Below are 20041 nucleotides of genomic sequence, written 5' to 3' on the forward strand. Positions count from 1 at the left end.
CGATGAGCGGCCAGCTGATTGGCTGGGAAAATCCACAGCTGATGGGTGTCTGCGCGGCGCGGATCGGCGAGAATAGGCGCCCCCCGAAATAGGCAGGGGGTTTGTGGAGAGCATGTGATGGTTTTTGATCAGGTCCGCCAACGGCGCCTGTCCGACGACATCGTCGATCGGTTGGAAGGGATGATTCTCGAAGGTACGTTGACCTCCGGGCAGCGGCTTCCTGCCGAGCGGGTCCTGGCCGAACAGTTCGGGGTGTCCCGTCCGTCACTGCGCGAGGCCATTCAGAAGCTGGTGGCCAAGGGGTTGCTGGTCAGCCGTCAGGGTGGCGGCAACTATGTGGCCGAGAACCTCGGCTCGACTTTCAGCGACCCTCTGCTCCAGTTGCTCGAGCACAGCCCCGAGGCGCAACGCGACCTGCTCGAGTTCCGCCATACCCTGGAAGCATCTTGCGCCTACTACGCCGCGCAGCGTGCCACCGAGCCTGATCGTGTGCGCCTGAAGGCCGCCTTCGATGAGTTGCAGAGCTGCTACACCCGCGTGGACGAAGTTACCCGGGCCGAAGAAGGCGCGGCCGATGCCCGGTTCCACTTGGCGATTGCCGAAGCCAGCCACAATGCGGTGTTGCTGCATACCATCCGCGGCCTGTTCGACCTGCTCAAGCGCAACGTGGTGACTAACATCGGCGGTATGTACCAGCAGCGGTCAGAGACCCGGGACATGCTGATTGGTCAGCACCGGGAGCTGTATCTGGCGATTGTCGAGGGCAGGGCGGATGATGCGCGGGAGGTTTCCAGCCGGCACATTCTGTATGTGCAGGAAGTGCTGGAAGAAGCGCATGAGGAAGCGCAGAGGGTGGCGCGAGCGGAGCGGCGTAGCGGGCGGTGAGGTTCGCTGCGTCTGTGCTGGCCCTTTCGCGGGTAAACCCGCTCCCACAGGTATTGCACCGCTTTCAGGCTCGGTGAATCACCTGTGGGAGCGGGTTTACCCGCGAAGAGGCCAGCGCAGGCTGAAGAAGAGGCTTTACTCTTCCTTGCCCTTGTTCCGCACCGCACGCTGCAGCTCGCGGTTGGAGTCGCGTTCGCGCATGGTATCGCGCTTGTCGAACTCCTTCTTGCCCTTGCCAAGCGCGATCTCGCACTTGATCAGGTGCTTGCTCCAGTACAGCGACAACGCCACGCAGGTGTAGCCCTTCTGCGCCACGGAGGCCTCCACGCGCTCGAGCTCGCGCTTGTTCAGCAGCAGCTTGCGGGTGCGCGTGGGGTCGGCGATGACGTGGGTGCTGGCGGTGGTCAGCGGGGTGATGTGGCTGCCGAACAGCCAGGCTTCGCCATCCTTGAGCAGCACGTAGCTGTCGGTCAGGTGCGCCTTGCCGGCCCGCAGGCTTTTTACTTCCCAACCGGACAGGACCAGTCCGGCCTCGAACTTGTGTTCGATGAAGTAATCGTGTCGCGCCTTCTTGTTTTGCGCGATGGTCCCGGTCGGATGTTTCTTTTGCTTAGCCATAGGGGCGGCATTATAGGCAGTCGCCGCGTCGTCGGCTACGGGATTTCAGTGTGCTTGAGCCAGTGGAATGAATACCGGACAATACGAGGCCTGTCTTTTGCACAGAACCTGTTTTCGGCACGCTGCGAAGCGCCGCCACCCAGCCTTGGAAGTGACGCCTGGATGACTACCCATATTCAACGCTCCGCCCTGCTGCCGTATCCCGCCCAGGCGCTGTACGATCTGGTCAACGACGTGGCCAGCTACCCGAAATTCCTGCCCTGGTGCTCGGCATCGACCGTGATCGAAGCCAGTGACACGCATATGCGGGCGAAACTGGAAGTGGCCAAAGGCGGTATGAGTCAGCATTTTGTTACGAGCAATGTGCTGGTGCCGGGGGAGTCGATCGTGATGAATCTCGAGGAAGGGCCATTCACCCAATTGCATGGTGTGTGGGTGTTCAAGCCGCTGGGTGAAAAAGCCTGCAAGATCAGCCTGGACCTTTCGTTCGACTATGCCGGGCCAATCGTGCGGGCAACACTGGGGCCCTTGTTCAACCAAGCGGCGAACACCCTGGTGGATGCGTTTTGCCAGCGCGCCAAGCAGCTCAATGGTTGAGCGATTGCTGAGCATCGAGGTGGCCTACGCCACGCCAGAGCGGCAGTGGCTCTTGGCCTGCAAGGTCGCTAGCGGGACAACGGTGCGCGAGGCGTTGCGGCTTTCGGGGATTGCGGTCGAGGTGGCTGGGCTCGATGTCGAAGGTTGCCCTGTGGGAATTTTCGGCAAAGTGGTCAGTGACCCGGCCATACGCCAGGTAGAGGAGGGCGACCGCCTGGAGGTCTATCGGCCTCTGCTGGTCGACCCCAAGGAAGCCCGCAAGCAGCGCGCCGCCAAAGCCAGAGACAAGCGCTAGTCGTACCTTGGCGTGGCGCATAAAAAAGCCCGGATATCGATCCGGGCTTTTTGCTGCTCGCAGGTTTACTGCGGCGAGGTTTCCAGCGGAGCGGGGGTCGGCACCGGCGTGGTCTCGATGGTGTCGATTTCGCGCTGGATGGACTCTTCCACCGAGCCTGGCTTGGCAGGTTTTTCTTCTGGCTGCGGAGCCGGTTGGCCTTGCTCGCCAGCTGGGCTGACGGTGGTATCACCGCTGCCGCCGAGGATCTCCTGGTCCTTGCTCACGCCTGGCATGAAGTCGCCGGACAGGCTGACCAGCTGGTCGTTTTCATTGAAGAAGATGCTCATGCGCTCCTGCTGGCGTTGGCCGCCACCAGGTTGCAGACTGTACAGGTAGTCCCAACGATTGGTGTTGAAGGTGTCCTGAATAAGCGGGTTGCCCATGATAAACCTTACTTGCCGTCGGGTCATTCCGGGGCGTAATTGGTCTATCATGTCTTGCGTAACGACATTGCCCTGCTGGATGTCGATTTTGTAAACCCCGGGAAACGAGCAACCGGCGAGTGCGAGCAGTCCCACAAAGGTGAGGCTGGTTAGCAAGAGCTTGGTGTTGTTTTGCATCGGTGGGCGACTTCCACTATCTTGGCTGGACAACGTAAACCCCGATCATACCCGTATTAAGAGAAGCTGCGAAGCAGCATCGGCGAGAAAGCTGACCATGGTTGAAAATAGCGAATTGCGCAAAGCCGGTCTCAAGGTGACCCTGCCTCGAGTCAAGATCCTTCAAATGCTGGACTCGACCGAGCAGCGTCACATGAGTGCCGAGGATGTTTACAAGGCGCTGATGGAAGCGGGCGAGGACGTCGGTCTGGCGACCGTGTATCGCGTACTGACCCAGTTCGAAGCGGCGGGTCTGGTGGTTCGCCACAACTTTGATGGCGGTCACGCGGTATTCGAGCTGGCGGACGGCGGTCACCACGACCATATGGTCAACGTGGATACCGGCGAGGTCATTGAGTTCATGGATGCTGAGATCGAACGGCGCCAGAAAGAGATCGTAACCGAGCATGGCTACGAACTGGTTGAGCACAATCTGGTTCTGTACGTGCGTAAGAAGAAGTAACGATTTTTATCGTTATTCATGACAAAGGCGACCTTAGGGTCGCCTTTGTGTTTTATGGCTTGGGTTGGGGCTGTATTGGGTGGGTGGAAATCTCAAGCCTTGCCGCTGACCACCATCTTGCGCGCATGCGCCAAAGATTCCTTGGTCAGATCAATGCCGCCAAGCATCCGCGCCACTTCCTCGACCCGCTCGCGTTTGGCCAGGCTGGCCACCGCTGTGTGGGTGGTGTCGCTGTTGCGCACTTTGTGCACGAACAGGTGGTGGTGCCCCTGCGCGGCCACCTGGGGCAGGTGGGTTACGGTCAGCACCTGGCCGCGCTCACCCAGTCGGCGCAACAACTGGCCGACGATTTCGGCAGTGGGGCCGCCAATGCCTACGTCGACTTCGTCGAACACCAGGGTCGGGATGCGCGATGTCTGGGCAGTGATGACCTGGATCGCCAGGCTGATGCGCGACAGTTCGCCGCCCGATGCCACCTTGGCCAGGCCCTTGAGAGGTTGACCAGGGTTGGCGCTGACCAGCAGTTCGATCAGTTCCAGGCCGTGGGGCGACAGTTCCTGTCCTTCGTTTGGCGTCAGCTCGATGCAGAAACGCCCGCCGGGCATACCCAGGCGCTGGATTTCTTGCTCCACGGCGGTCGCTAGTTGGCTGGCGGCCTGTTGGCGCAGTGCGCTCAGCTCGCTGGCCTTCTCTTTATAGTGATGGGCGTAGGCAGTCAGCTCATCAGCCAGGCGTTCGAGGGATTCGTCACTGGCATTCAGCCCTTCCAACTCTTCCATCAACTGTTGTTGCAGATGCGGCAGCTCGGTCGGGTGTACGCGGTGTTTGCGCGCCAGGGTGTAGATGGTGTCGAGCCGCTCTTCCAGGTCCTGCAGGCGCATGGGGTCGGCATCGAAGTTGTCCAGGAAGCGGTTGAGCTCACCCACGGCTTCCTCGACCTGGATCTGCGCGCTGGCGATCAGGTTGGCGGCCTCGCCCAGTGCCTTGGGGGCGTTGCTGGCGGCACCCAGGCGGTTGAGGCTGGAGGTGAGGGCGCTGAGCACATTGCCTGAGTCGCTCTCGCTGCACTGGTCGATGACCTGGCGGCAAATGCCGAACAGCGCCTCGGCGCTGGTCAGGTTTTTATGCTCCTGCTCGAGTTGTTCGAGTTCGTTCTCGCCCAGGCCCAGGTTGTCGAGCTCTTCCAGCTGATAGCTGAGCAACTGGTGGCGTGCGCGTTGCTCGTCGCCGGAGTTGGTCAGGCGCTCCAGCTCGAGGCGGGTCTGGTTCCAGCGTTTGGCGGCCAATTGCACTTGGCGGGCGAGGTCGATGGCGCCGGCATATTCGTCCAGCAGGCGGCGATGGGTGTCGGTTTTTAGCAGCGACTGGTGTTCATGCTGGCTGTGGATGTCGATCAGCAGCTCGCCCAGCGCTTTCAGGTCGCCAAGTGGGCAGGGCGTGCCATTGATATAACCGCGGCTGCGGCCCTCGGCGGTGATGACCCGGCGCAGAATGCACGGGCCGTCGATGTCCAGGTCGCGTTCGGCCAGCCAGGTGCGCGCTTCGGGGATGTCCACCAGGTCAAAGGTGGCGAGGATGTCCGCCTTGTCCGCGCCAGGACGCACCACGCCGCTGTCGGCACGGTCACCCAGGGTGAGGCCGAGGGCGTCCAGCATGATCGATTTGCCTGCGCCGGTCTCGCCGGTGATGACGGACATGCCGCGGGCCAGTTCGAGGTCGAGGTGCTCGACGATGGCGTAGTTGTGAATGGACAGGTGCACCAGCATGAGGGCGGCTCCCGAAGGAAATGGTCTGGTTATTTATACAGTAGTTTTTTCGAGGCTGACAATGCCCGCTCGGAGATTCTTCCTCAGGGTGAAAACCAGATTGCCCCTTGAAGCCTGTTTTTCCGGCCCCATATAGCCGTCAGACAAGGCGAGCCAGGCTCGCAGACCAGAAATTTGCGAAGGAGAACACCCATGGCTGACGAACAGCTGGATGAAAAAAACCTTAATGCCGAAGAGGCTGGTGCAGCGACTGTCGATGCCCGCGTCCAGGAACTAGAGGAGCAGCTGGCCGCCGCCAAGGATCAGTCCCTGCGTGTTGCTGCAGAAGCGCAGAACAGCATTCGTCGCGCCGAACAGGAGGTCGACAAGGCCCGCAAGTTCGCCCTCGAGAAGTTCGCTGGCGACCTGCTGCCGGTAATCGACAGCCTGGAAATGGCGCTTGCGCACCTCAATCCCGAGGACGAGCAGGTCAAGAACACTCGCGAAGGCGTCGAGCTGACCCTGAAGATGTTCCAGGACACCCTCAAGCGCTACAACCTCGAAGCCATCGACCCGCATGGCCATCCGTTCAATGCAGAGCACCATCAGGCGATGGCCATGCAGGAAAGCGCCGAGGTCGAGCCGAACAGCGTGCTGAATGTGTTCCAGAAGGGCTACCTGCTCAATGGCCGCCTGCTGCGCCCTGCGATGGTCGTGGTCAGCAAGGCGCCAGCCGCCCCGCAACCTTCTATTGATGAAAAGGCTTGAAATCTGTCGGGGCATCCCCATCTAGGTGTCAAGCCTTCAAGTATTACCGCAGTTGGCTGAATGCAGCCGCTGCCACCAAATTCAAGTTTCGGGAGATTCAACATGGGTAAAATCATCGGTATCGACCTGGGGACCACCAACTCGTGCGTCTCCATTCTGGAAAACGGTAACGTCAAAGTCATCGAAAACGCCGAGGGCGCGCGTACTACCCCTTCGATCGTGGCTTACGCCAACGATGGCGAAATCCTGGTTGGCCAGTCGGCCAAGCGTCAGGCCGTCACCAACCCGCACAACACCCTGTTCGCCGTGAAGCGTCTGATTGGCCGTCGCTTCGAAGAAGACGTCGTGCAGAAAGACATCAAGCTGGTTCCGTACAAGATCGTCAAAGCCAACAATGGTGACGCTTGGGTCGAAGCCAGCGGCAAGGAAATGGCTCCGCCGCAAATCAGCGCCGAAGTCCTGAAGAAAATGAAGAAAACCGCCGAAGACTACCTCGGCGAGCCGGTGACTGAAGCAGTCATCACCGTTCCGGCCTACTTCAACGACAGCCAGCGTCAGGCCACCAAAGACGCCGGCCGCATCGCTGGTCTGGACGTAAAGCGCATCATCAACGAACCAACTGCCGCTGCGCTGGCTTACGGCATGGACAAGGCCAAGGGCGACCACACCGTCATCGTTTATGACCTGGGTGGTGGTACCTTCGACGTTTCCGTGATCGAGATCGCTGAAGTCGATGGCGAGCACCAGTTCGAAGTACTGGCCACCAACGGTGACACCTTCCTGGGTGGTGAAGACTTCGACATGCGCCTGATCGACTACCTCGTCGACGAGTTCAAGAAAGAGTCGGGCATGGACCTGAAGAACGACCCTCTGGCCCTGCAGCGTCTGAAAGAAGCCGCTGAAAAGGCCAAGATCGAGCTGTCCTCCACTCAGTCGACCGACGTCAACCTGCCGTACATCACTGCAGACGCGACCGGTCCTAAGCACCTGAACGTGAAGATTTCCCGCGCCAAGCTGGAGTCGCTGGTAGAAGACCTGGTCAACCGTACCATCGAGCCTTGCCGCATTGCGCTGAAGGACGCTGGCATCGACGCGAGCAAGATCGACGACGTGATCCTGGTCGGCGGTCAGACCCGTATGCCAATGGTGCAGAAAGCCGTTGCCGACTTCTTCGGTAAAGAAGCACGTAAAGACGTCAACCCTGACGAAGCCGTTGCCATGGGCGCTGCCATTCAGGGCGCGGTACTGGCCGGTGACGTGAAAGACGTCCTGCTGCTGGACGTCAGCCCGCTGACCCTGGGTATCGAAACCATGGGCGGCGTGATGACTCCGCTGATCGAGAAGAACACCACCATCCCGACCAAGAAGTCGCAGGTGTTCTCGACTGCCGATGACAACCAGGGCGCCGTGACCATCCACGTTCTGCAGGGTGAGCGTAAGCAAGCCGCACAGAACAAGTCGCTGGGCAAATTCGACCTGGCCGACATTCCGCCGGCTCCACGCGGTGTACCGCAGATCGAAGTGACCTTCGACATCGACGCCAACGGCATCCTGCACGTCAGCGCCAAAGACAAGGCCACTGGCAAGTCGCAGTCGATCGTGATCAAGGCCAACTCCGGTCTGTCGGACGAAGAGATCGAGCGCATGGTGCGTGACGCCGAGGCAAACGCCGAGGAAGACCGCAAGTTCGAAGAGCTGGCCGCTGCCCGTAACCAGGGTGATGCGCTGGTTCACTCGACCCGCAAGATGGTCGCTGACGCAGGTGACAAGGTCACTGCCGAAGAGAAGACCGCTATCGAAGCTGCGGTCGTTGCCCTGGAAGCCGCTGTCAAAGGCGACGACAAGGCCGCCATCGAAGCCAAGGTCGAAGAGCTGTCCAAGGTCTCCGCGCCAGTGGCTCAGAAGATGTACGCCGAGCAGCAAGCTGAGCAGCCACAAGGCGGTGCGCAGCAGGCTGAGCCGGAAGCCAAGCACGATGACGTGGTTGACGCCGAGTTCGAAGAAGTGAAAGACAACAACAAGCAGTAATCCCTGCATGTTGTCGGCCGGTTGAGCGTCGTTTGACGATGAACTGGTAGGATGTCGCCGCGCGGGGGCTTGCTCCCGCGTTGGCGTGTCTGGAACACGAGAATTTTTACAGCATCTGTCAGGGCGCTTTGGGCGTGCAGCGGCAGGTGCTGACGGCATGGAGCATGCCGTACGCCCTCAAGAGTGCAAATGACCTATGGCAAAGCGTGATTATTATGAGGTCCTGGGTGTCGAGCGTGGCGCCAGCGAAGGTGACCTGAAGAAGGCATATCGCCGCCTGGCGATGAAGTACCACCCCGACCGCAACCCGGACGACAAGGCGTCGGAAGAGCAGTTCAAAGAGGTCAGCGAGGCCTATGAAGTGCTGTCCGATGCGAACAAGCGTGCGTCCTACGACCAGTATGGCCATGCCGCTTTCGAGTCTGGCATGGGTGGCGGTGGCGGCGCTGGTTTCGGTGGTGCCAACTTCTCCGACATCTTCGGCGATGTGTTCAGCGATTTCTTCGGTGGCGGCGGGCGCGGTGGCTCCCGTGGCGGTGCGCAGCGCGGTAGCGACCTGCGTTACACCCTGGAGCTGAACCTGGAAGAAGCGGTGCGCGGCACCACGGTCAGTATCCGGGTGCCGACGCTGGTCAACTGCAAGCCGTGCGACGGCTCTGGCGCGAAGAAGGGCTCGACCCCGTCCGCCTGCCCCACCTGCGGTGGTGTTGGTCAGGTGCGCATGCAGCAGGGCTTCTTCGCTGTGCAGCAGACCTGCCCGCGTTGCCATGGTCAGGGCAAGATCATTACCGACCCTTGCACGTCTTGCCATGGCGAAGGCCGTGTCGAGGAATACAAGACCCTCTCGGTCAAGGTGCCGGCGGGTGTCGATACCGGCGACCGCATTCGCCTGTCGGGTGAGGGTGAGGCCGGTACCCATGGTGGCCCAACCGGCGACCTGTACGTGGTCATCAATGTGCGTGAGCACGCGATCTTCCAGCGTGATGGCAAGCATCTGTACTGCGAAGTGCCGATCAGCTACACCGATGCGGCCTTGGGCGGCGAGCTGGAAGTGCCGACCCTCGACGGTCGCGTCAAACTGAAAATTCCGGAAGGCACGCAAACCGGCAAGCAGTTCCGTCTGCGTGGCAAGGGTGTGGCGCCGGTGCGTGGTGGTGGTGCGGGCGACCTGCTGTGCCGTGTTGCGGTGGAAACGCCGGTCAACCTCAGCCGTCGTCAGCGCGAGCTGCTCGAAGAGCTGCGTGATTCGCTCGATGGTGACAGCTCTCATTCGCCCAAGGCCAGTGGTTGGTTCGAGGGTGTGAAGCGCTTCTTCGGCGATCTCTGACAAGGAACAGGCTATGCGACGTATTGCAGTGATGGGTGCGGCAGGGCGAATGGGCAAGACCCTGATTGAAGCCGTGCAGCAGCAAGCGCCCCAGGCGGGTCTGACAGCGGCGATCGATCGTCCTGACAGTTCTCTGGTGGGTGCCGATGCCGGTGAGTTGGCGGCCCTGGGTCGAATCGGCGTGCCGATTTCCGACGACCTGACCAAGGTTGCCGATGAATTCGATGTACTGATCGATTTCACTCATCCTTCGGTGACCCTGAAGAACCTGGCTTTCTGCCGCAAGGCAGGCAAGGCCATGGTCATCGGCACCACTGGCTTCACGCCGGAAGAGAAGCAGCAGCTGGTCGAGGCGGGCAAGGAGATTCCGATCGTCTTCGCCGCTAACTTCAGTGTTGGCGTCAACCTCAGTCTCAAGCTGCTGGACATGGCGGCGCGGGTGCTGGGTGATGATGTCGACATCGAGATCATCGAGGCGCACCACCGGCACAAGGTCGATGCGCCGTCGGGTACTGCGTTGCGCATGGGTGAAGTGGTTGCCAACGCGCTGGGTCGTGACCTGCAGGAAGTGGCCGTGTATGGCCGCGAAGGTCAGACTGGCGCGCGTGACCGCAAGACCATTGGCTTCGCCACTGTGCGCGCCGGCGATGTGGTCGGTGACCACACCGTGCTGTTCGCTGCCGAAGGTGAGCGCCTGGAAATCACCCACAAGGCTTCGAGCCGCATGACCTTCGCCAAAGGCGCGGTGCGTGCGGCGCTGTGGTTGGATGGGCGTGAGCCGGGCCTGTACGACATGCAGGATGTGCTTGAGCTGCGCTGAACTTGACGGCCTCATCGCCGGCAAGCCGGCTCCCACAAGTGTTGCGCAGGCCGTGAGGCTTGTAGAAATCCTGTAGGAGCCGGCTTGCCGGCGATAGGGCCGCAAAGCAGCCCTCTGTCGCAATCATGTGTTTTAGAGACACATATGCGGTAGACCTAAAACGCACTTTTCTGTAAGCTACAGCTTTAGTGTGTCCACTAAAAGCGCGCAGCGAATTGAATTCAGCACATGAAAGCGGGGTGACGTGTCCATACGTCACTCCGCTTTTTTGCAACCTGCGATCGCCCTTTCATGCTTGATTTACGGGAGGTCTTCTTGACAAAGCCAGCCATACTCGCCCTTGCCGATGGCAGTATTTTCCGCGGTGAAGCCATCGGGGCCGACGGTCAAACCGTTGGTGAGGTGGTGTTCAACACTGCTATGACCGGCTACCAGGAAATCCTTACTGATCCTTCCTACGCGCAGCAAATCGTTACCCTGACCTACCCGCACATTGGCAACACCGGCACCACCCCGGAAGATGCCGAGTCGAACCGCGTCTGGTCCGCTGGCCTGGTCATCCGTGACCTGCCGCTGCTGGCCAGCAACTGGCGTAACACCCAGTCGCTGCCTGAGTACCTGAAGGCCAACAACGTCGTCGCCATCGCCGGTATCGACACCCGTCGCCTGACCCGCATCCTGCGTGAAAAGGGCGCCCAGAACGGCTGCATCCTCGCCGGTGACAACATCAGCGAAGAAGCCGCCATCGCCGCTGCCCGCGCCTTCCCAGGCCTCAAGGGCATGGACCTGGCCAAGGTCGTGTCCACCAAGGAGCGCTACGAGTGGCGTTCCAGCGTGTGGGAACTGAAAACCGACAGCCACCCGACCATCGAAGCTGCCGACCTGCCTTACCACGTGGTTGCTTTCGACTACGGCGTCAAGCTGAACATCCTGCGCATGCTGGTCGCCCGCGGTTGCCGCGTGACCGTTGTGCCTGCTCAGACCCCAGCCAATGAAGTGCTGGCGCTGAATCCGGACGGCGTGTTCCTGTCCAACGGCCCTGGCGACCCCGAGCCGTGCGACTACGCCATCCAGGCGATCAAGGAAATCCTGGAAACCGAGATCCCGGTCTTCGGCATCTGCCTCGGCCACCAGCTGCTGGCCCTGGCCTCCGGCGCCAAGACCGTCAAGATGGGCCACGGCCACCATGGTGCCAACCACCCGGTCCAGGACCTGGACACCGGCGTGGTCATGATCACCAGCCAGAACCACGGTTTCGCCGTCGACGAAGCCACCCTGCCGGGCAATGTCCGCGCCATCCACAAGTCGCTGTTCGACGGCACCCTGCAGGGTATCGAGCGCACCGACAAGAGCGCGTTCAGCTTCCAGGGGCACCCTGAAGCGAGCCCAGGCCCGACCGACGTCGCGCCACTGTTCGATCGTTTCATCGATGCCATGGCCAAGCGCCGCTGAGCATCCTGCTTCAAGGCCCCGGGCCGGCTTGCGCCGCGCCCGGAAGCGCCTGACCCAGATTGTTCAAGGCGGCTTGCCGACTGACCCGCGGATTTGAGTGACAACCATGCCAAAACGTACAGACATCAAAAGCATCCTGATTCTCGGCGCTGGCCCGATCGTGATCGGCCAGGCCTGCGAATTCGACTATTCCGGCGCCCAGGCCTGCAAGGCCCTGCGTGAGGAAGGTTTCCGCGTCATCCTGGTGAACTCCAACCCAGCCACCATCATGACCGACCCGGCCATGGCCGATGCCACCTACATCGAGCCGATCAAGTGGCAATCGGTGGCCAAGATCATCGAGAAAGAGCGCCCAGACGCCGTCCTGCCGACCATGGGCGGCCAGACCGCACTGAACTGTGCCCTGGACCTGGAGCGCCACGGCGTTCTGGAGAAATTCGGCGTCGAGATGATCGGTGCCAACGCCGACACCATCGACAAGGCCGAAGACCGTTCGCGCTTCGACAAGGCGATGAAGGACATCGGCCTGGAGTGCCCGCGCTCCGGTATCGCCCACAGCATGGAAGAGGCCAATGCAGTCCTCGAGAAGCTCGGCTTCCCGTGCATCATTCGCCCGTCGTTCACCATGGGCGGCACCGGTGGTGGTATCGCTTACAACCGTGAAGAATTCGAAGAAATCTGCACCCGTGGTCTGGACCTGTCGCCGACCAAGGAACTGCTGATCGACGAATCGCTGATCGGCTGGAAAGAGTACGAGATGGAAGTGGTCCGCGACAAAAAGGACAACTGCATCATCGTCTGCTCGATCGAAAACTTCGACCCGATGGGCGTACACACCGGCGACTCGATCACCGTCGCTCCGGCGCAGACCCTGACCGACAAGGAATACCAGATCATGCGCAACGCCTCGCTGGCGGTGCTGCGTGAAATCGGTGTCGAAACCGGCGGTTCCAACGTGCAGTTCGGTATCTGTCCGAACACCGGCCGCATGGTCGTCATCGAGATGAACCCGCGCGTATCGCGTTCGTCTGCCTTGGCTTCGAAGGCCACCGGCTTCCCGATCGCCAAGATCGCCGCCAAGCTGGCGATTGGTTACACCCTCGACGAATTGCAGAACGACATCACCGGCGGTCGCACCCCGGCGTCCTTCGAACCGTCGATCGACTACGTCGTCACCAAGCTGCCACGTTTCGCCTTCGAAAAATTCCCGAAAGCCGACGCCCGCCTGACCACCCAGATGAAATCCGTGGGTGAAGTCATGGCCATCGGCCGTACCTTCCAGGAATCCCTGCAGAAAGCCCTGCGCGGCCTGGAAGTCGGTGCCTGCGGTCTGGACCCGAAAGTCGACCTGGCCAGCCCGGAAGCCAGCAGCATTCTCAAGCGTGAGCTGACCGTGCCGGGCGCCGAGCGTATCTGGTACGTGGCCGACGCCATGCGTGCCGGCATGACCTGCGAAGAAATCTTCAACCTGACCGGCATCGACATGTGGTTCCTGGTGCAGATGGAAGATCTCATCAAGGAAGAAGAGAAGGTCAAGACCCTGGCCCTGTCGGCTATCGACAAGGACTACATGCTGCGCCTCAAGCGTAAGGGCTTCTCGGACCAGCGCCTGGCCAAGCTGCTCGGCATCACCGACAAGAACCTGCGTCGTCACCGCCACAAGCTGGAAGTGTTCCCGGTTTACAAGCGTGTCGACACCTGCGCTGCCGAGTTCGCCACCGACACTGCCTACCTGTACTCGACCTACGAGGAAGAGTGCGAGGCCAACCCGTCGACCCGCGACAAGATCATGATCCTGGGTGGCGGCCCGAACCGTATCGGTCAAGGTATCGAGTTCGACTACTGCTGCGTACACGCCGCCCTGGCGCTGCGTGAAGACGGTTACGAGACCATCATGGTCAACTGCAACCCGGAAACCGTTTCCACCGACTACGACACCTCGGACCGTCTGTACTTCGAGCCTCTGACCCTGGAAGACGTGCTGGAAGTCTGCCGTGTCGAGAAGCCGAAAGGCGTCATCGTTCACTACGGTGGCCAGACTCCGCTGAAACTGGCTCGCGCCCTGGAAGAAGCCGGCGTACCGATCATCGGTACCAGCCCTGACGCCATCGACCGCGCCGAAGACCGCGAGCGCTTCCAGCAGATGGTTCAGCGTCTGAACCTGCTGCAGCCGCCAAACGCGACCGTGCGCAGCGAGGAAGAAGCCATCAGCGCTGCTGGCGGCATCGGTTACCCGCTGGTCGTGCGTCCGTCCTACGTACTGGGCGGCCGTGCCATGGAAATCGTCTACGAACTGGACGAGCTCAAGCGTTACCTGCGTGAAGCGGTACAGGTCTCCAACGACAGCCCGGTACTGCTCGACCACTTCCTCAACTGCGCCATCGAAATGGACGTGGATGCGGTCTGCGACGGCACTGACGTGGTGATCGGCGCCATCATGCAGCACATCGAGCAGGCCGGTGTTCACTCCGGTGACTCGGCGTGCTCGCTGCCACCTTACTCGCTGAGCAAGGAAGTGCAGGACGAAGTCCGCGTACAGGTCAAGAAAATGGCCCTGGAGCTGGGCGTTGTCGGCCTGATGAACGTGCAGCTGGCCCTGCAGGGCGACAAGATCTACGTGATCGAAGTCAACCCGCGCGCCTCGCGTACCGTGCCATTCGTCTCCAAGTGCATCGGCACTTCCCTGGCGATGATCGCGGCTCGCGTCATGGCTGGCAAAACCTTGAAAGAACTGGGCTTCACCCAGGAAATCATCCCGAACTTCTACAGCGTCAAGGAAGCCGTCTTCCCGTTCGCCAAGTTCCCAGGGGTTGACCCGATCCTCGGCCCTGAGATGAAATCCACCGGTGAAGTGATGGGTGTCGGCGACAGCTTCGGTGAAGCCTTCGCCAAAGCTCAGATGGGTGCCAGCGAAGTGCTGCCGACTGGCGGTACTGCGTTCATCAGCGTGCGCGACGACGACAAGCCACAAGTGGCTGGCGTTGCCCGTGACCTGATCGCCCTGGGCTTCGAAGTGGTTGCCACCGCTGGTACCGCCAAGGTAATCGAAGCGGCTGGCCTGAAAGTGCGTCGTGTGAACAAGGTGACCGAAGGTCGTCCGCACGTGGTCGACATGATCAAGAACGACGAAGTGTCGCTGATCATCAACACCACCGAAGGCCGCCAGTCGATCGCCGATTCCTACTCGATTCGTCGCAATGCGCTGCAGCACAAGATCTACTGCACCACTACCATTGCGGCCGGTGAAGCCATCTGCGAGGCGCTGAAGTTTGGTCCCGAGAAGACCGTTCGTCGCCTGCAGGATCTGCATGCAGGACTCAAAGCATGAGCATTACCAAGTACCCGATGACCGTTCAGGGCGCTCGCGCCCTGGAAGAAGAGCATCTTTTCCTGAGCAAGACCGAGCGTCCGCGCCTGAGTCAGGCCATTGGCGAAGCCCGTGAGCTGGGCGATCTCAAGGAAAACGCCGAATACCATGCCGCCCGTGAGGAGCAGGGCATGGTCGAGGCGCGTATCCGCGATATCGAAGGTCGTCTGCAGAACTCGGTTGTTATCGATGTGACCACCATTGCCCATACCGGCAAGGTCATCTTCGGTACCACCGTGGACCTGGAGAACACCGAGACCGGTGACCAGGTGACCTACCAGATCGTTGGCGAAGACGAAGCTGACATCAAGAAGGGCAAGCTGTCGGCCGGTGCGCCAATTGCCCGTGCCATCATCGGCAAGGAAGAAGGTGATACTGTCGTCGTCAAGACGCCTAGCGGCACGGTCGAGTACGAGATTGTCGAAGTCAAGCACATCTGACCGGCGCCTGCGGGCGCCATCCCTCGAGGGTATCCTCTGGCAACTGGCCCAGGTCTTCTGGGTCGGTGGCCTTTGGGTGTTTCACGTGGGGTTGGTGCCTGCGCTCAAGGTCAGTGGCCTGGCACCGTTGCTGGTGCAGGACATCGCCGGGCAGATCGACCGCTGGTTGATCGGTGTGGCGTTGCTTGGGCTGTTGACCCAGCTGGCAGTGCTGGCAAGGGTGGATGGCCTGGCGGCCTGGTGGCGGCAGTTTCGCGGCCAGATGCTATTGCTCGGCTTCGGTGCCTGCGTGGGGTATTACACCCTGCGCTACGGCATCTCGGTAGGCGAGCGCTGGCAGATGTTCTGTTTCCTGGTCTTGGGCTTTTCCGGCATCGTGCTGGTGGCCCAGCCGGTCCCGGTCAGGGTGCGTGCTCCACGCCATTGACAGGGGCCATGGACCGTGTGGGAGCCGGCTTGCCGGCGATCAGCGGCGTAGCCGGTGCCAGGCACCGCGGAGCTTTCATCGCCGGCAAGCCGGCTCCCACATGGACCGCGACGATCCTGAGATCACCGCAGTACCTGTGGGCCCATCCCGTTACTTGTAACGGTGGATGTTGGACAGCTGCTTGTTCGGCTGTGGGTTCTTGCGGTAAATCAGCGCCTTCTTGCCGATGGTCTGTACCAGCTCGGCACGGCCTGCCTTGCACAGTTCGGCAATGGCGGCAGCACGTTCTTCGCGATCTTCGGAGCGAATCTCGACCTTGATCAGCTCGTGGTCGGTGAGCGCACGCTCCAGTTCGGCGATAACGCCTTCATTCAAACCGTTGCCAGCAACGATCAGGACCGGCTTCAGGTCATGACCAATGGACTTGTATTGCTTCTTCTGCTCGTTATTGAGCGGCATAATCTGACCCTTTCCGTCTGATTCTGTAAAATTGACCGGCATTTTACCCGAGGGCCACCGGCTCCGCCCAGTCAATCACGACGCATATCATCGAGGTGCCCCGTGGTACAACGTTCCAAAAGCAGCGCAAACTGGCTGCGAGAGCATTTCAACGACCCTTTCGTCAAACAGGCGCAAAAGGATGGCTACCGCTCGCGCGCGAGCTACAAACTGCTGGAGATCCAGGAAAAGGATCGGCTGATTCGTCCAGGCATGAGTGTAATCGACCTGGGCGCAGCGCCTGGAGGCTGGTCGCAGGTGACCAGTCGTCTGATCGGTGGGCAGGGGCGCCTGATCGCCTCCGATATCCTGGAAATGGACGCAATTCCTGACGTTACCTTCATTCAGGGTGACTTTACCCAGGACGAAGTCCTCGCGAACATTCTGCAGGCAGTCGGCGATTCGCACGTAGACCTTGTGATTTCCGACATGGCCCCCAATATGAGTGGTACGCCTGCGGTGGACATGCCGCGCGCCATGTTCCTGTGCGAGCTGGCCCTCGATCTGGCCACCCGTGTCCTCAAGCCGGGCGGCGATTTCCTGATCAAGATTTTCCAGGGCGAAGGTTTTGACGTGTACCTCAAGGACGTGCGTAGCAAGTTCGACAAGGTACAAATGCGCAAACCATCGTCCTCGCGGGATCGCTCGCGTGAGCAATACCTGCTGGCCAGGGGCTTCAAGGGGGCGTGAAAAGGCGGGTTGCGGGGTGGTCGATAGTTATTTCCAATCGGCTGTCCCGTCAGGATCGTCCGAACTTCGTGTAGTCTAGGTTTCACAAAGGGTTACAGACGGTGCCTGCGGATGCGTAGGTAATGTAGTAAGTTAGGGCGACGAATATCATGCGAGGCACGGCTGCGTCGTGCGCCGGCCTCAGAGGGTAGCGAATTGAACGACATGGCAAAGAATCTGATCCTCTGGTTGATCATCGCGGCTGTCCTGGTGACGGTGATGAACAACTTCTCGAGCCCTAACGAGCCGCAGACCCTCAACTACTCCGACTTCATCCAGCAGGTAAAAGACGGGAAGGTCGAGCGTGTGACCGTCGATGGCTACATCATTACCGGCAAGCGCGCCGACGGCGACAACTTCAAGACCGTGCGCCCGGCCATTACCGATAACGGCCTGATCGGCGACCTGGTCGACAACCATGTGATCATCGAAGGCAAGCAGCCTGAACAGCAGAGCATCTGGACTCAGTTGTTGGTGGCCAGCTTCCCGATTCTGGTGATCATCGCCGTGTTCATGTTCTTCATGCGCCAGATGCAAGGCGGCGCAGGCGGCAAGGGCGGGCCGATGAGTTTCGGCAAGAGCAAGGCACGCCTGCTATCCGAAGACCAGGTCAAGACCACCCTCGCGGATGTCGCCGGTTGCGACGAAGCCAAGGAGGAAGTGGGCGAGCTGGTCGAGTTCCTGCGTGATCCGGGCAAATTCCAGCGCCTGGGCGGTCGTATTCCTCGCGGCGTGCTGATGGTTGGCCCGCCCGGTACCGGTAAGACCTTGCTGGCCAAGGCCATTGCCGGTGAAGCCAAGGTGCCGTTCTTCACCATTTCCGGTTCCGACTTCGTCGAAATGTTCGTGGGTGTCGGTGCGAGCCGCGTCCGTGACATGTTCGAACAGGCCAAGAAACACGCGCCTTGCATCATCTTCATCGACGAGATCGACGCCGTGGGTCGCCACCGTGGTGCCGGCATGGGCGGCGGTCACGACGAGCGTGAGCAAACCCTCAACCAGTTGCTGGTCGAGATGGATGGCTTTGAAATGAACGATGGCATCATTGTCATCGCTGCCACCAACCGTCCGGATGTACTGGACCCGGCGCTGCTGCGTCCTGGCCGTTTCGACCGCCAGGTGGTGGTTGGCCTGCCGGATATCCGCGGTCGTGAGCAGATCCTCAAGGTGCACATGCGCAAGGTCCCGGTTGGCGAGAACGTCAACCCGGCGGTCATCGCCCGTGGTACCCCTGGCTTCTCCGGTGCCGACCTGGCCAACCTGGTCAACGAGGCTTCGCTGTTCGCCGCACGCTCCAACAAGCGCCTGGTCGAGATGAAAGAGTTCGAACTGGCCAAGGACAAGATCATGATGGGTGCCGAGCGCAAGACCATGGTCATGTCCGAGAAGGAAAAACAGAACACCGCTTACCACGAAGCTGGCCATGCCATCGTTGGTCGTCTGGTGCCTGAGCATGACCCGGTCTACAAGGTGTCGATCATTCCTCGTGGCCGCGCCCTGGGTGTGACCATGTTCCTGCCGGAAGAGGACCGATACAGCCTGTCCAAGCGCGCGCTGATCAGCCAGATCTGCTCGCTCTACGGTGGCCGTATCGCCGAAGAAATGACCCTGGGCTTCGACGGCGTCACCACCGGCGCTTCGAATGACATCATGCGTGCCAGCCAGATCGCCCGGAACATGGTGACCAAGTGGGGCCTGTCGGAAAAACTCGGCCCGCTGATGTATGCCGAAGAGGAGGGCGAGGTGTTCCTCGGTCGCAGCGCTGCCAGCCAGCACGCCAGCGTCTCCGGTGAAACCGCCAAGCTGATCGACTCGGAAGTGCGCAGCATCATCGACCAGTGCTATGCCACGGCCAAGCAGCTGTTGACCGAAAACCGCGACAAGCTCGACGCCATGGCCGAAGCGCTGATGAAGTACGAGACCATCGACGCCGAGCAGATCGACGATATCATGGCCGGCCGTACCCCTCGCGAACCGCGTGACTGGGATGACGACTCGGCTTCGGGCACCTCTGCAACCCAGGGTGATCGCCCAGAGTCGCCGATCGGCGGCCCAGCGGCTCAACACTAAGGGCATCTATGAGCTCACAGCAGTACCCGACCCGGTTGCCTTGCGGCAACCGGGTTCTTGATTTGTCCCGTACCCATGTCATGGGTATTCTCAATATCACCCCCGACTCCTTCTCCGACGGTGGGCGCTTCAATCAGCGCGACGAAGCGCTTCGGCATGCCGAAGCGATGGTCGCTGCGGGCGCCACGCTGATCGATATCGGTGGAGAGTCGACCCGGCCTGGTGCGCGAGCAGTATCGGTCACCGAAGAGCTTGAGCGGGTTGCGCCGATGGTCGAGGCGATCAACAGTCGTCTGGATGTGGTGATTTCCGTCGATACCTCCACCCCGGCCGTGATTCGCGAGTCGGCGCGGTTGGGTGCAGGCCTGATCAATGACGTGCGCGCGCTGGAGCGCGATGGTGCGCTGGATGCTGCTGCCGATACCGGCCTTCCGGTTTGCCTCATGCACATGCGTGGTGAGCCGGGCAACATGCAGGATGACCCGCACTACAACGATGTGACCGCTGACGTTACGCGCTATCTTGAACAGCGGATGGCTGCGTGTGCAGCTGCGGGTATCGATACTGACCGAATCATTCTTGATCCTGGCTTCGGCTTCGCCAAGACCCTGGCGCATAACCTGAGCCTGTTCAAACACATGGAAGCGCTCTACCGCCTCAGGCGCCCGCTATTGGTGGGTGTTTCGCGCAAGAGCATGATCGGCTTGACCTTGGATCGCCCGGTTGGTGAGCGGTTGTACGGCAGTCTTGCGCTGGCGGCATTGGCCATGACCAAGGGTGCCAGCATCCTGCGCGTCCATGACGTGGCCGAGACCGTTGATGTCGTGCGCATGATCGCCGCGGTGCAGAACGCCGAATAAGAACATTGGAG

Annotated in this window: 19 protein-coding genes; 15 read left to right on the forward strand and 4 right to left on the reverse strand. The window is 60.7% G+C overall.

Translation table 11 applies throughout. From position 1 onward, the window contains the following. Positions 1–117 precede the first annotated feature (117 nt). Positions 118–885, forward strand: a complete 768-nt coding sequence (locus PspTeo4_RS25085) for an FCD domain-containing protein (protein WP_322366433.1) — start codon at positions 118–120, stop codon at positions 883–885. Between the two features lie 135 nt (positions 886–1020). Here PspTeo4_RS25085 and smpB read toward each other — a convergent pair whose 3' ends face one another. Next, the gene (gene smpB, locus PspTeo4_RS25090; protein WP_023378604.1) at positions 1021–1503 is read right to left on the reverse strand and encodes an SsrA-binding protein SmpB; all 483 of its coding nucleotides are present in this window, start codon (positions 1501–1503) and stop codon (positions 1021–1023) included. 162 nt (positions 1504–1665) lie between these two features. Here smpB and PspTeo4_RS25095 point away from each other — a divergent pair, with 162 nt between their 5' ends. Both PspTeo4_RS25095 and PspTeo4_RS25100 read left to right on the forward strand, forming a co-directional pair. Beyond that, positions 1666–2100, forward strand: coding sequence for a type II toxin-antitoxin system RatA family toxin (locus tag PspTeo4_RS25095; protein WP_322366434.1), 435 nt, complete (start codon positions 1666–1668; stop codon positions 2098–2100). Further along, positions 2093–2395 (forward strand): RnfH family protein, encoded by a 303-nt coding sequence (locus PspTeo4_RS25100; protein ID WP_322366435.1) that lies wholly within the window; start codon positions 2093–2095, stop codon positions 2393–2395. Before PspTeo4_RS25095 ends, PspTeo4_RS25100 begins: the two co-directional genes overlap by 8 nt. A gap of 65 nt (positions 2396–2460) precedes the next feature. Here PspTeo4_RS25100 and PspTeo4_RS25105 read toward each other — a convergent pair whose 3' ends face one another. Beyond that, positions 2461–2997: an outer membrane protein assembly factor BamE gene (locus tag PspTeo4_RS25105; protein ID WP_322366436.1), complete on the reverse strand. Its 537-nt coding sequence runs from the start codon at positions 2995–2997 to the stop codon at positions 2461–2463. Positions 2998–3094: 97 nt separating this feature from the next. Here PspTeo4_RS25105 and fur point away from each other — a divergent pair, with 97 nt between their 5' ends. Next, positions 3095–3499, forward strand: coding sequence for a ferric iron uptake transcriptional regulator (gene fur / locus PspTeo4_RS25110; RefSeq protein WP_322366437.1), 405 nt, complete (start codon positions 3095–3097; stop codon positions 3497–3499). Positions 3500–3591: 92 nt separating this feature from the next. Here fur and recN read toward each other — a convergent pair whose 3' ends face one another. After that, complete coding sequence (recN, locus tag PspTeo4_RS25115) at positions 3592–5265, reverse strand: DNA repair protein RecN (protein ID WP_322366438.1); 1674 nt, start codon at positions 5263–5265, stop codon at positions 3592–3594. A gap of 192 nt (positions 5266–5457) precedes the next feature. On the opposite strand from recN, the gene grpE reads away from it, so the two are divergent. From grpE to PspTeo4_RS25155, 8 genes are all read left to right on the forward strand, one after another. Then, positions 5458–6012: a nucleotide exchange factor GrpE gene (grpE, locus tag PspTeo4_RS25120; RefSeq protein ID WP_322366439.1), complete on the forward strand. Its 555-nt coding sequence runs from the start codon at positions 5458–5460 to the stop codon at positions 6010–6012. Positions 6013–6114: 102 nt separating this feature from the next. Further along, positions 6115–8040: a molecular chaperone DnaK gene (dnaK, locus tag PspTeo4_RS25125; RefSeq protein ID WP_322366440.1), complete on the forward strand. Its 1926-nt coding sequence runs from the start codon at positions 6115–6117 to the stop codon at positions 8038–8040. 196 nt (positions 8041–8236) lie between these two features. Further along, on the forward strand, positions 8237–9367 hold the full coding sequence (dnaJ, locus tag PspTeo4_RS25130; protein ID WP_322366441.1) for a molecular chaperone DnaJ: 1131 nt from the start codon (positions 8237–8239) through the stop codon (positions 9365–9367). A gap of 13 nt (positions 9368–9380) precedes the next feature. Next, complete coding sequence (gene dapB, locus PspTeo4_RS25135) at positions 9381–10187, forward strand: 4-hydroxy-tetrahydrodipicolinate reductase (RefSeq protein WP_322366442.1); 807 nt, start codon at positions 9381–9383, stop codon at positions 10185–10187. Between the two features lie 315 nt (positions 10188–10502). Continuing rightward, positions 10503–11639, forward strand: a complete 1137-nt coding sequence (gene carA, locus PspTeo4_RS25140) for a glutamine-hydrolyzing carbamoyl-phosphate synthase small subunit (protein ID WP_322366443.1) — start codon at positions 10503–10505, stop codon at positions 11637–11639. A 106-nt stretch (positions 11640–11745) separates the two neighbouring features. Beyond that, the gene (carB, locus tag PspTeo4_RS25145) at positions 11746–14967 is read left to right on the forward strand and encodes a carbamoyl-phosphate synthase large subunit (protein WP_322366444.1); all 3222 of its coding nucleotides are present in this window, start codon (positions 11746–11748) and stop codon (positions 14965–14967) included. Next, a complete protein-coding gene (gene greA / locus PspTeo4_RS25150) occupies positions 14964–15446 on the forward strand; it encodes a transcription elongation factor GreA (RefSeq protein ID WP_217841715.1) in 483 nt (160 codons plus the stop codon). The genes carB and greA overlap by 4 nt, the downstream gene beginning before the upstream one ends. Then, positions 15424–15873, forward strand: a complete 450-nt coding sequence (locus PspTeo4_RS25155) for an MFS transporter (RefSeq protein ID WP_322366445.1) — start codon at positions 15424–15426, stop codon at positions 15871–15873. Before greA ends, PspTeo4_RS25155 begins: the two co-directional genes overlap by 23 nt. Positions 15874–16023: 150 nt before the next feature. On the opposite strand, the gene yhbY is transcribed toward PspTeo4_RS25155, so the two are convergent. Then, positions 16024–16332, reverse strand: a complete 309-nt coding sequence (gene yhbY / locus PspTeo4_RS25160; RefSeq protein ID WP_023378620.1) for a ribosome assembly RNA-binding protein YhbY — start codon at positions 16330–16332, stop codon at positions 16024–16026. Positions 16333–16434: 102 nt separating this feature from the next. On the opposite strand from yhbY, the gene rlmE reads away from it, so the two are divergent. The 3 genes from rlmE to folP all read left to right on the forward strand — a co-directional run bounded on the left by rlmE (position 16435) and on the right by folP (position 20030). Next, positions 16435–17061: a 23S rRNA (uridine(2552)-2'-O)-methyltransferase RlmE gene (gene rlmE, locus PspTeo4_RS25165; RefSeq protein WP_322366446.1), complete on the forward strand. Its 627-nt coding sequence runs from the start codon at positions 16435–16437 to the stop codon at positions 17059–17061. 204 nt (positions 17062–17265) lie between these two features. After that, entirely contained in the window at positions 17266–19170 is a 1905-nt protein-coding gene (ftsH, locus tag PspTeo4_RS25170) for an ATP-dependent zinc metalloprotease FtsH (RefSeq protein WP_322366447.1), read from the forward strand. Between the two features lie 8 nt (positions 19171–19178). Then, complete coding sequence (folP, locus tag PspTeo4_RS25175) at positions 19179–20030, forward strand: dihydropteroate synthase (protein WP_322366448.1); 852 nt, start codon at positions 19179–19181, stop codon at positions 20028–20030. The last annotated feature ends 11 nt before the right edge of the window (positions 20031–20041 follow it).

Origin of the sequence: Pseudomonas sp. Teo4 (assembly GCF_034387475.1) — a bacterium.
In the GTDB taxonomy this organism is placed as follows: Bacteria; Pseudomonadota; Gammaproteobacteria; order Pseudomonadales; family Pseudomonadaceae; genus Aquipseudomonas.